This window comes from Enhydrobacter sp. (assembly GCF_030246845.1).
In the GTDB taxonomy this organism is placed as follows: Bacteria; Pseudomonadota; Alphaproteobacteria; order Reyranellales; family Reyranellaceae; genus Reyranella.
In genome coordinates, this window is sequence record NZ_CP126889.1 from 5,221,394 (window position 1) to 5,233,506 (window position 12,113).

The following is a 12,113-nucleotide window of genomic DNA, read 5'->3' on the forward strand; positions in this document are numbered from 1 at the left end:
CCGCCCTTCACGGACAAATCGCCGGGCGGAGAGATGGTGGCGGGCTTCAAGTCGGATTTCATGCGGATCGTGCACGAGCGCGGGATGGTGCATCAGTGCAGCGACGCCGCCCGCCTGGACGAGCTTCTCGCGAGCGGCATCCGCACCGCCTATATCGGCTTCGACTGCACCGCGGACTCGCTGCATGTCGGCCACCTGCTGCAGATCATGCTGCTGCGCTGGTGGCAGAAATGCGGGCACAAGCCGATCGCATTGATGGGCGGCGGCACGACCAAGGTCGGCGACCCGTCGGGCCGCGACGAGACGCGCCAGCTTCTCACGGTCGAGCAGATCGACGCCAACATGGCGAGCATCCGCAGGAGCTTCGCGAACTACCTCGCCTTCGGCGACGGCCCGACCGACGCGCTGATGGCCAACAACGCCGACTGGCTCGACACGCTGCTCTACATCCCGCTGCTGCGCGACGTCGGCCGGCATTTCTCGGTCAATCGCATGCTCACCATGGACTCGGTGAAGCTGCGGCTGGAGCGCGACCAGCCGCTCTCCTTCCTCGAGTTCAACTACATGATCCTGCAGTCCTACGATTTCGTGGAGCTGTTCAGGCGCCACAACTGCATCCTGCAGATGGGCGGCTCCGACCAGTGGGGCAACATCGTCATGGGCGCCGATCTCGGCCGCCGCATGGCCAACGCCGAGCTGTTCGCGCTCACATCGCCGCTGCTCGCGACGGCCTCCGGTGCCAAGATGGGCAAGACCGCGGCGGGGGCGGTCTGGCTCAATCCCGACCGGCTGAACCCGTACGACTTCTGGCAATACTGGCGCAACAGCGAGGATGCCGACGTCGGCCGCTTCCTCAGGCTGTTCACCGAGTTGCCGCTCGGCGAGGTCGCGCGCCTGGAGGCGCTCGGGGGCCAGGAGATCAACGAGGCCAAGAAGATCCTGGCGACCGAGGTCACGCGGCTGGCGCACGGCACCGCCGCGGCCGAGCAGGCGGCCGAGACGGCGCGGCGCACCTTCGAGGAAGGCGTCAGGGCCGACACGCTGCCGACCGTCGATGTCGCGCGCGCCCGGCTCGCCGCCGGCATCGCAGCCTTCGAGCTCCTGCACGAGGCGGGGCTGGCGGAGAGCCGCAACGCGGCGCGCAAGCTCATCAAGGGCGGCGGCGCGCGGTTGAACGACGCGCCCATCGCGTCGGACATTGCGCTGATCGGGGAAAGCGATCTCGACGGGGCCGGCACGCTGAAGCTATCCGCCGGCCGCAAGCGGCACGTGCTGGTGCGCGCCGGCTAAGGCGCGGGCTTCGCGGGCGTGGTCAACGACGGCGTGTCGTCACGGCGAATGAACAGCTCGCGCAAGGCGCCCGGCGTGATCGCCGACATCATGTTGATGTCCGACTTGAGATCGTCGAACGGACCTTCGAGGCGATAGGCGATGGCGAACAGGCCGGCGTCCTTGCCGCCGGTGAGCAGCGGCCCAAGCAGCGGCACGTTCGACAAGAGGTTGTTGAGCGCGAAGGCGGGCACGACGACGCCGCGCAGCCGCGCCGTGTCGGCGGCAAGATCGAGCCAGCCGGCCGTCGTGAGGCCAATCGACCTGCCGCTGGTGCGCCCTCCCTTGATCTCGACGCGATCGCCGGTCTTGACGATCTGCGCTTCCAGCCCGTCGAACTGCTGCAGCGCGTTGCCGGCGCGGCTCAAGCCGTCGATCGTCGAATTGAGCGTATCGACGCCGTTGCGCGGCGTCGTCTTGTGCAGCCGATAGGGGCCGAGCGTCAATGTGCCGGTGAGCGGCGCGCCGGCAGAGCCGTCGTCGAAGCGGCCGCCGAAATCGAGGGCCCCGCCGGCAAGGCCGTCGAGCCAGCCGGCCTCGTGCAGGAGCTGGCCGAAGTCTGCCACATGAAGCGCGACCGTTCGCGCGGCGGCCGCGGGCCGGACCTGAAAGGTCGTGCCGCGTCCGGCGCCGAGCCGCAAGTCGGCTGAGACGATGCGATCTCCCGCCATCTCGAACCGGCCCGCGAGCGCTCCCAGGGAACCGCGCTGCACCAGCACCTGGTCGAGGCCGACCGTCACGCGCGTGCTGGATTGCGCCTTCTGCGCCGCGCCGCCGGGCGCCTTGGCGCTCTCGTCACGTGTCTTCAGCGCCTGCCGCACCCGCCCCAGCTCGATCGACCGTCCGCGCAGGTCGATGTCGACGCCGCCGACGCGGCGGCGCCAGTCCAGGGCGACGTCCGTCCGGCCAAGCGCCAGCTTGCTGAACGTCACCTGCTGGATGGAGTCCTCGCCGTTGAGCCGCACCGCACCCTTGGCCGCCAGATCCGCCGCGCCGCCATCGAACTCGGCCGAAGCCAGCTTGCCGCCTGCCAGGAATTTCAGGCCGAGATCGACGCGACCGTCGGCCCCCGCCTCCTTGCTCCAGCCGAGCTGCGGCACCGACGCCTGCGCGCGCTTGAGATCGAAGCGCCCCTGCAGCTCGCTCGTGCCGTTGGCGGCGACCTGATAGGCAAGGCTCGTGATGCCGATCGGGCCCGTGAGGTAGGGCTCGAGCGAGGGAAATCCGGCCTGGCCGACCAGAGCGGCCGGTATCGTTCCCTTGAGCTCGTAGCGCCGGCGGAAGGGCACCTTGGAACCGAACCGCTCGCGCCACACGATGTCGACCGGAGACCCGTCGAGCTTGCCGGCCCCGGCGACATCGAGCTGCGAGTTCTCGTAGAGAACGCGGCCGGTCGCATCGGCGAGATCGACGCTGCCGACGGCGTCCTGCAGCGAGAAGCGCGACAGTTCCGCCTCGGCCCGAATGTCGAGGTCGGCCACCGTGATGGCGTTCAGCAGCGGAAAGGAGAGCGCGAGATCGACCGACACGTCGCCACCCACGCGCCGCGGATCGTAGAGCACGTCCTTCGGCAGGCCGAGCTGGCGGCGTGACAGGAGCGCGATGGCGGCCGATGCCGGGCCGGTGATCGGGATGCGCAGCTTCGCCGTCTGCGGCGGCTGCGACTCGAGATCGAGGAGATCGATCGTCGTCCCGTCGATCGACAGCCCCACTCCCGATCCGTGTGCCACGTCGAAATGGAGCGTGCCGTTCTCGTATCGCGCCGTGCCGGTCACTCCCTCGATCTCCGGCATATGCGGCATGTAGTGCACCCGCATGCCGCGATAGTCGAGGGACGCCACCATCCGGTCGGCCTCGAGGCGCGAGAGATCGTCGCCCGGCATGCTGAGACCGAAGTCGGCGGTGACGTCGAGCGTGCCCTTGCTGAGATTGGCGATGGCCCATCGCCGTCCGCCCTCGGCGAATTCCAAAGGCCAGTAGTCGGCCAGCCTGTCCACCGGGATGCCGCGGACCTCGGCCCGGCCGGAGAAGGTCTGGCCCTGCCCGGTGCGCATGCCGGAGCCGGCCAGCGACAACTCGGCCGCGCCGAGGCCGATCCGGACATGATCGATCCTGACGGTATGGGAAGCCGCATCGACCGAGGCGGCGGCATCGACGGAGCGGACCTCGTGCGCGACCGGCAGGATGCCTGGCAAGGTGAGCGTCCCGGCGCCGCCGGTCACCTCGACCGCGATGCTCTGGATGTCGCCGTTGCCGGCCGCCTCGATGCGCATCCGGCCGGACAAAGGAACGTCGACGCCGCGCAGCAGCGCCGCATCGGGCGAAAGGCTCGCCAGCATCGCCGGCTTGAGGCCGTCGATCTTCGCTTCCAGGGAAATCCGGCTGCGATCGCGGCCATACTTGCCGGACAGCGCCACCTCGACCGGGCCGCTGCCGTTGTCGAAGCGTCCGTCCGCCGCGATGGCGATGCCGCTTTCGTCCCGCTTCAGCCGCGCCTGCGCATCGTCGGCCTTCCACACGACGCCGCTCGGCACGTCGCGCAACGCGACACGAGCATGCTGCACGACGACGGTATCGAGCTGGCCGAGCAGCGTGTCGTGATTGGGTTCGGCCAGAAGCTGCCCGATCAGGAGATCGACGACGCTCGTCTGCGAGGACGAACCCGATTCCGCCAGCACGCGCTGCAGCATGCCGCCCTTGCGGTCGATATCGGCATTGAGTGTCGGCCGATCGACGACGATGGAGGTCGGCAGGAACCGCGCCTTGAGCACGCTCTGCGGCTCGAAGGACAGCGCCACGCTCGGCGCCGTCGCGACCGTCCGCTTGTTCTCGTCGACGACATGCAGGCCGCTGAATACCAGCCGCATCGGCCGCGTCACGCCGCCCCATTCGGCGTGGATGTGATCGGCGGCGACGGCCATCCGGCCGCCCGACGTGGCGATCTCCTGCGAAAGCGGCGAGCGCAGGAAGTCGAGATCGACCGGCCCGAAGAAGAGGAGCCGCAGGCAAACGCCGAGCACCAGGGCTGCCAGGATCGCCGCGCCGTAGCCAACGATGCGTCCGATTCCGCGATATACTTTTCCGACCAAAGCTCTTCCGCTTCTCTAGCGTTCTTGACGATGACGGCAAGGCCGGGCAAGCGTGCCGGTGTTGTCGACAATCTAGCTGCCGCTCCATCCGATGTCTTGGCTTTCGACCGCCCGCCTGCCACGCCCGCATCACGCAGATCGACTCGCCGTCGCCTGGATGCGGTGGGACGAGGCGGCCGAAAGACCCGAAGATGCCGCCGCCGTCGGGCTCCTCGAGGCGCTGTTCGGCAACAGCCCCTATCTCACCGAGACGGCCCTAAAGGACCCGGCCTTCATGGCCGATCTATGGCGTCACGGACCCGATGCGGCCTGCGCGGCGTTGAACGACGCACTCGCCTCGCTGCGCAGCCGTGCGCGCGACGGCGCCGACCCCGGCGAGGTCGCCCAGGCCTTGCGGCGCCTGAAGAGGCAGGTGGCGCTCGCGGTGGCGGCTGCCGATATCGCCGGCGTGTGGCCGCTCGAGAGAATCACGGGCACCCTCAGCGCCTTCGCGGGCGGCGCGCTCGACGCCCTGGTCGATGCGATCCTGCTGCAGCTCGGCCGCAACAGCCAGCTTGCCATCGACGGCGATCCCGATGCCGCCGCCTTCACCGCGCTCGGCATGGGCAAGCTGGGCGCCGGCGAGCTCAACTACTCGAGCGACATCGACCTGATCCTGCTGTACGACCGCGAGGCGCCGGCGCTCGCCGGCGACGAGCACGTGCCGCAGCAGTTCGTGCGCGCCGCCCGGCTCCTCGTGCAGCTCCTGTCGGAGACCTCCGCCGACGGCTACATCTTCCGCACCGACCTGCGGCTCAGGCCCGATCCCGGCTCGACGCCGCTCGCGATGTCGGTCCAGGCCGCCGAGCTCTACTACGAAAGCGTCGGCCAGAACTGGGAGCGCGCGGCGATGATCAAGGCGCATCCCGTCGCCGGCAACCGGACGGTCGGCGAGGCGTTCCTGGCCGAGCTGCGGCCCTATATCTGGCGCCGTCATCTCGACTTCGCGGCGATCCACGATATCCATTCGATCAAGCGGCAGATCGACGCCCATCGCGGCGGCGGCACGGTGGGCGTCCCCGGCCACAACGTGAAGCTCGGCCGGGGCGGCATTCGCGAGATCGAGTTCTTCGCCCAGACCCAGCAGCTCATCTTCGGCGGCCGCAATCCGGCGCTGCGCCTGCGCGGCACCTGCGACACGCTGAGGGCGCTTGCCATGGCGGGCCACATCACTTCGACGGTGGCCGACGAACTGACCGAAGCCTATCGCTTCCTGCGCCGGGTCGAGCATCGGCTGCAGATGGTCGATGACCGACAGACCCACAGTCTGCCGGCCGACGAGGCCGGGCTGTCGGCGATCGCCACGTTTCTGGGCTATGCAGATCGCGCGGCTTTCGAGCGCGAGCTCCTGGCGCGGCTGCGCTCGGTGGAAAGCCACTATGCGCGGCTCTTCGAGGAAGCGCCGAGTCTGGCCGGTCCCGGCGGCAATCTCGTCTTCACCGGCATCGAGGACGATCCGGGCACGCTGGACACGCTGCGCGCCCTCGGCTTTCGCGACCCGTCGGCTGCCGCCGGCATCGTGCGGCGCTGGCACCATGGCCGCTATCGCGCCACCCGCTCGGCGCGGGCGCGCGAGTTGCTCACCGAGCTGATGCCGGCGCTGCTCGAGGCGCTGGGCACCAGCGCGGCGCCGGACCAGGCTCTGCTCAACCTCGACTTCTTCCTCGCCAACCTGCCGGCGGGGGTGCAGCTCTTCTCGCTCTTCAAGTCGAACCCGGCGCTGCTCGAGCTGGTGGCGACGATCATGGGCAGCGCGCCCGGCCTTGCCGCCCATCTGGCGCGCCGCACCCTCCTCCTCGATTCGGTCCTCTCCGGCAGCTTCTACACGCCGCTGCCGCCGGCGCCGGTCATGACCGCGGAACTTACCGCCGCGCTCACGGCCGTCGAGACCGAGCAGGACATCCTCGATGTCGCGCGGCGCTGGGCCAACGACCGACGCTTCCAGGTCGGCGTGCAGCAGCTCAAGCGCATCGTGCGTCCGGCGCAGGCCGGCGTCGCCTATTCCGACATCGCCGAGGCCACCATTTCCGCGCTCTGCGATCGCGTCGAGCGGAGCTTCGCCGAGGTCCATGGCGGCTTTCGCGGCCGGCGCCTGGCCGTTCTCGGCCTCGGCAAGCTCGGCAGCCGCGAGATGTCGGCCACCTCGGATCTCGACCTGATCTTCGTCTACGACGTCCCCGCCGATCTCGAGGCATCGGATGGCGTCCAGCCGCTGCCGCCCATCCAGTACTACACGCGCCTCAGCGCCAGGATCGTGACCGCGCTCACGGCGCTCACCAACGAGGGCGCGCTCTACGAGGTCGACATGCGCCTGCGGCCGTCGGGGCACGCGGGCCCGCTCGCCAACTCGCTCGAAGGCTTCGAGAGCTATCATGCCCAATCGGCGTGGACGTGGGAGCACCTTGCGCTGACGCGGGCGCGCGTGATCCACGGCCCGGCCGCCCTCGCCGAGCGCCTGGCGGACATCGTTAGGACGACCCTCGGCCGCGAGCGCGATCCCGTCGGCCTGGTGCGGGACGTGGCCGACATGCGCGATCGCATCGCGCAGCATGCGCCGCCCAAGACCGCCTGGGACTTCAAGCATCTTCCCGGCGGCCTGTTCGACATCGACTTCGTCGCCCAGTATCTCGCCCTTCGTCACGCCGCGACGCGACCGGACATTCTCGATCCCCATCCCGCCGAGATGCTGCGACTGGCGGCGCGGGCGGGCTTCCTCGATCATGAGGATGCCGAACGGCTCCGCGCCGTGCGGCAGCTTCTCTCCGACGTGCAAAGCCTGCTGCGCCTGACGCTCAACGGTGACGAGGCGACCTTCGACGAAGCGAAAGCCCCGGAGGAACAGCGTCGACTCATCGCCGAGACCGAGGGCGCCGCCGGTCTCGACGAACTCGCCGCGCGCATCGCCGACGAAACCGCGGCGGCGCATGCTATATACCGCCGCCTGATCGAGGAGCCGGCGCGGTCGGCCGGATGGCTGCCGCGGCGGGAGCGGAGGAACGACACATGAGTGCCAGCGACGACAGGATGGAGGGGAGGAAGGCCCCCGACTTCACGGCGCCGACCGATGGCGGCGGCAAGCTCGAGCTTTCCGGATTGCGCGGCAAGCCGGTGGTGCTCTACTTCTATCCGAAGGACGACACGCCGGGCTGCACGGCCGAGGCCTGCGGCTTTCGCGACGCCGCGCCGGATTTCAGGAAGCTCAAGGCGCAGGTGGTGGGCGTGAGCAAGGACAGCGTCGCTCGCCACGACAAGTTCAAGGCGAAGTACGACCTGCCCTTTCCGCTGGTGTCCGACGAGGACGGCAAGATCTGCGAGAAGTACGGCACCTGGATCGAGAAGAGCCTGTACGGCCGCAAGTACATGGGCATCGATCGCGCGACCTTCCTGATCGACAAGGACGGCGTCGTGCGCAAGGTCTGGCGCAAGGTCAAGGTTGCGGGCCATGTCGACGCGGTGCAGGAGGCGCTGCGGGCTCTTTGATCGCTGCCGAGTGCGGCTTCGTCACGTGTTCTGCGAGACCAGATCGGGCAAGCCCGCTAAGGTTGTGACCAATTTGCGGTAGCCTTTGCGGGCTCTTCTAGATCACAGGGCATCTGGCATATGTTCCCCCTGGGTGTGTGGAGGGAACTCCAAAGGGGGTATTTGGGGGGCCTCTCCACAAGATTGTGGAGGGAAAATAATGTTGCAGATATCGGGCCAGGTGGGGCCTGCGAAAACATTTGGGTCCGTTTCGGGGAATACCAGCAATCAAATCCGTCTGATCTTCGTCGATGACGACGACGACTTCCGCGAGGCGGCATCGGCCGAGCTCGAGGATCTGGGTTTCGCGGTCACGAGCTATCGCGACGGCGCGGCGCTGCTGGCGGCGGTCGGCGAAGGCGTCTCGGCCGACGTGATCGTGCTGGACTGGAACATGCCGGAAATGACCGGCATCGAGCTGGTGCCGCGGCTGCGTCGCCAGGGCGTGCGGCTTCCCGTGGTGTTCCTGACCGGCCGCTCGACGCCGCACCTCGAAAGCGCCGCACTGGACCATGGTGCGCTCGACTTCGTCGACAAGGCGCGCGGCATGCCGATCCTGGCGCGACGCGTGCGCCTGATCGTCGAGTCGTCCAAGCGGCCGGCGGAGCTCGCGGTCGACGAGACGATGCACTGCGGCAAGCTGCAATTGAAGCCGCGCATCAGCCGCGCCTTCTGGGACGGCACCGACGTCAATCTGACGCTGACGGAGTTCAACGTCGTGCGCCTGCTCGCCTCGCGGGTCGGCGATCACGTGAGCTATCGCGCGGTGTACGACTGCATGCATCACGTGGGCTTCATCGCCGGCAGCGGCGAGCATGGCTATCGCACCAACGTGCGATCGACCATCAAGCGGATCCGCAACAAGTTCCGCGTGATCGATCCGACCTTCGCCGAGATCGAGAATTATCCCTCGTTCGGCTACCGCTGGGGCGGCGAGCGCAAGGTGGCCGCCGCCTAGCGGGTATCGGTCTCGGGCCTCATCTCTCGAGTTGGCGGCCGCGGCTTTCGGGCACGGCCAGCATGGCAATGAGGGAGATGAGGCTGGTCGCCGTCACATACCAGGCTGGCGAGCTGGGATTGCCCGTCGCGCCCAGCAGCCAGGTGATGACGAACTGGGTGCTGCCGCCGAACAGCGACACGCCGACCGCGTAGGCGATCGAGAGGCCGGTGGCGCGAATGGTGCGCGGCAGCAGCTCCGGAATGGCCACGAAGCAAGCGGTGGCGCTGATCGCCGTGAGGCCCGTCAGCGCGATCGTCGTCGCGTAGAGTGTCGCCGGCCCCGGCCACAGATCGATCAGCAGGAAGAGCGGCCAGGTCGCGATCGTCAGTGCAAGCCGCGGCAGAAGCATCACCATGCGCCTGCCGTGCCGGTCGGCCAGCCATCCTCCCACCAGCGCGAAAAGGAAAGTGCTGACGCCGCCGATGACCGTCGCGGCGAGCGCGGTCGATGCCGGAAAATGCAGCGTCGCGATCGCATAGGTGGTCATGTAGTTCGCGGCGTAGGTCGAGACCGTGGCGCCCATGATGATCAGCACGGCGATCAGGATGAACCCGCTGTACGCCCAGACATCGGCCCGTTCCGGCTGCGGCTCGGCGACTTTCCGCTTCGGCGCCTGCAGCGTCTCCGGCATGGCGCGCCGCAGGAACAGCGCGACGGGGATGAGGGCGAGGCAGAGCACGAACGGCACGCGCCAGCCCCAGGCGGCCAGGTCGGCGGGCGACAGCAGGTACGAGAGCAGCAGGCCGCAGCCGCTGGCGGCGAGCGCCGCCAGTCCCTGGCTGGCGAGCTGCCAGCTCGAGTAAAGGCCGCGCTTGCCCGCCGGCGCGATCTCGATCAGGAAGACGCTCGCCGGACCAACTTCCCCGCCCAGCGCCAGGCCCTGCACCAGCCGGCAGACGACGACGATGATCGGCGCGGCGATGCCGATCGAGGCGTAGGACGGCGTGAGCGCGAGCGCCATCGTTCCGGCCGTGATGAGCACGATCGTGAGCAGCATCGCGGGCTTGCGGCCGGCGCGGTCGGCATAGGCGCCGATGATCACGCCGCCCAGCGGCCGGAACACGAAGCCCACGCCGAACACCCCCACCGACAGCAGCAGGCTCATGAAGGGGGTTGAGGCCGGAAAGAACGTGCGGCCGATATAGACCGCGAAGTAGGCATAGGCGATGAAGTCGAAGAACTCGATCGCATTGCCGGCGACCGTGGCCGCCACGACCTTGATCGGCACCCGCTTCGCCGCCCTGCTACCCGCCCCGGAGCCCGTCTCGAGCGGAACCGTCGTCTGCATTCACTTCCCCACCGGTCAAAGTGCACAGCCTAGCATAGTTAGCGGGCGGAGGCGCACAGGAACCGCAATAAATTCGTCTAATGACCTGATTTTCAAGCAGAAAACAGCAAATCAGCGCTGACGATGACAAATGATCTACACTCGCTGCCAACGATAACGGCAGGAGCAGGAGGGAACATGACAAGCATCACAGTCGCGAAGTTCCGGGACGTCTCCGGCGGCCTGCAGGAAGGCCAGTTCGCCGTCGGCGAGCGGATCGGCATCAAGGGTCTGTCCGACCTCGACCCGGTGTACAAGGCGCTGCTCGATCGGCCGATCACGGTCACGCTCGGCCTGATCGGCCCCGACGGCCGGATCGGGCTCACGCCGATGTGGTTCGACTACGAAGGCGACAAGGTGCTGGTGAACACCGCCTCGCATCGCCGGAAGTGCGAGTGGATCCGCAGGAATCCCAGGCTCACGATCCTGATCGTCAATCCCGACAATCCCTATCACTGGGTCCAGCTCAAATGCACCGTCGAGCGCGAGGAGCGCGAATGGGATCGCGGCGGCGAGCGCGTCACCCGGCAGCTCGACAAGATCTGGACCAAGTATACCGGCAATCCGCCGCCCTACGGCTTGCGCGATCCGGCGATCGACGAGAAGCGCGTGCTCTTCGTCTGCAACGTCGATCGCATCGCGACCTTCGGCCGGCCGTGAGATGCAGGCCGCGATTCACTCCCATGTCATCCCGAACGAAGTGAAGGGGATCCTTGATCGATGCCACAAAAGATCCCTCGCCCAGCTCGGGAGGACACAGGCTTGTGGCCACCGAGCATGACAGAGCGCGGCAGCAGTCGCGAGATCAGCGCTTCTTCGGCGCCCAGCCGTAGATCTTCTGCAGCGCGCCGCCCATCAGCATGGCGCGATCGCCATCGGACAGCCGATCGGTGACGCGAAAGGCCTCGACGCCCTGCCTGTAGGTGAGCAAGCCCACCGCCCGTGTCCAGTCGGTGCCCCAGAGGCAGCGATCGAGTCCAAAGCTGTCGAAGATCTTCGCGAGCGGATCCCAGATGTCCTTGTAGGGAAAGGGCTGATGGGAGAGCGTGCAGGCGCCGGTGATCTTGACCGCGACGTTCTTGTGGGCGCTGAGCGCCAGGAGCTTCGGCAGGTCGGCCCACGGCTGCGGCGGCGCCGGCGGCGCGAACGGCTGCTGCAGCCCCAGGTGATCGATCACGAGCTGCGTGTCGGGATTGCGCGCGGCCATCTGGCCCGCCTGCTCAAGCCTTCCCCAGCACAGCAGGTTGACCGGCAGGCTGTGCCTGGCCGCGGCGGCCAGCACGCGATTGATGCCCGGATCGGCCGCATCCGTCGACACGTCCGGTCGCATCATGATGCGGATGGCGACAGTGCCGTCCATTTTCGCCCACTCGGCGATCGTCTCGGCGACCTTTGGATCGTTCGGATCGACCGGCTTGATGACGGCGAACCGGTCGGGGTGCGCCTTGCGGACCGCGAGCGCATAGCTCGCGTCCCAGCGATACATGGTGAAGACCGAGACGAGCAACGCGCCGTCGACGCCGACCTCGTTCATCGCCTTCACCATGTCCGCGCCGGTCACCTCGGGCGGACCGGCCAGCACCTCGTGCCACGGACGCCCCGGATGATTGCGCTCGTAGCAATGAACCTGGGCATCGATGACCGGCATGACTTCTCCTCCGTTTGGTTTGGCGGCGAGGCTAGGCTCTGGCCCACGCGCCTTCAAGCGCAGGGCCTGCAACGGCCATTGTCCCTATCGACTGGCGAACCGGCATGGCAGGCCCGGCCGCGATCGAGCATAGTTCCGGGCCTTGCCCACCCGATAGAGTTG

The 12,113-nt window shown here is 68.0% G+C and carries 8 protein-coding genes; 5 read left to right on the top strand and 3 right to left on the bottom strand.

The window, feature by feature from the left end:
* Nucleotides 1-36 precede the first annotated feature (36 nt).
* Nucleotides 37-1,290 (top strand): tyrosine--tRNA ligase, encoded by a 1,254-nt coding sequence (gene tyrS / locus OJF58_RS25970; RefSeq protein ID WP_300780772.1) that lies wholly within the window; start codon nucleotides 37-39, stop codon nucleotides 1,288-1,290.
* On the opposite strand, the gene OJF58_RS25975 is transcribed toward tyrS, so the two are convergent.
* Nucleotides 1,287-4,418 carry a DUF3971 domain-containing protein gene (locus OJF58_RS25975; protein ID WP_300780774.1) on the bottom strand — a complete coding sequence of 1,044 codons (3,132 nt, stop codon included), beginning with the start codon at nucleotides 4,416-4,418 and terminating at the stop codon, nucleotides 1,287-1,289. The genes tyrS and OJF58_RS25975 overlap by 4 nt on opposite strands.
* A gap of 91 nt (nucleotides 4,419-4,509) precedes the next feature.
* Between OJF58_RS25975 and OJF58_RS25980 the strand changes: the two genes are divergently transcribed.
* The 3 genes from OJF58_RS25980 (at nucleotide 4,510) to OJF58_RS25990 (ending at nucleotide 8,934) form a co-directional block, all read left to right on the top strand.
* Nucleotides 4,510-7,464, top strand: coding sequence for a bifunctional [glutamine synthetase] adenylyltransferase/[glutamine synthetase]-adenylyl-L-tyrosine phosphorylase (locus OJF58_RS25980; protein WP_300780775.1), 2,955 nt, complete (start codon nucleotides 4,510-4,512; stop codon nucleotides 7,462-7,464).
* Nucleotides 7,461-7,937, top strand: a complete 477-nt coding sequence (gene bcp, locus OJF58_RS25985; RefSeq protein ID WP_300780776.1) for a thioredoxin-dependent thiol peroxidase — start codon at nucleotides 7,461-7,463, stop codon at nucleotides 7,935-7,937. Before OJF58_RS25980 ends, bcp begins: the two co-directional genes overlap by 4 nt.
* Nucleotides 7,938-8,136: 199 nt before the next feature.
* Complete coding sequence (locus tag OJF58_RS25990; RefSeq protein WP_300780778.1) at nucleotides 8,137-8,934, top strand: response regulator transcription factor; 798 nt, start codon at nucleotides 8,137-8,139, stop codon at nucleotides 8,932-8,934.
* 19 nt (nucleotides 8,935-8,953) lie between these two features.
* On the opposite strand, the gene OJF58_RS25995 is transcribed toward OJF58_RS25990, so the two are convergent.
* Nucleotides 8,954-10,264 carry an MFS transporter gene (locus OJF58_RS25995; RefSeq protein WP_300780779.1) on the bottom strand — a complete coding sequence of 437 codons (1,311 nt, stop codon included), beginning with the start codon at nucleotides 10,262-10,264 and terminating at the stop codon, nucleotides 8,954-8,956.
* Nucleotides 10,265-10,441: 177 nt separating this feature from the next.
* Between OJF58_RS25995 and OJF58_RS26000 the strand changes: the two genes are divergently transcribed.
* Nucleotides 10,442-10,963 (top strand): pyridoxamine 5'-phosphate oxidase family protein, encoded by a 522-nt coding sequence (locus tag OJF58_RS26000; protein WP_300780780.1) that lies wholly within the window; start codon nucleotides 10,442-10,444, stop codon nucleotides 10,961-10,963.
* A 145-nt stretch (nucleotides 10,964-11,108) separates the two neighbouring features.
* Here OJF58_RS26000 and OJF58_RS26005 read toward each other — a convergent pair whose 3' ends face one another.
* Complete coding sequence (locus OJF58_RS26005; RefSeq protein WP_300780782.1) at nucleotides 11,109-11,951, bottom strand: amidohydrolase family protein; 843 nt, start codon at nucleotides 11,949-11,951, stop codon at nucleotides 11,109-11,111.
* Nucleotides 11,952-12,113 lie beyond the last annotated feature (162 nt).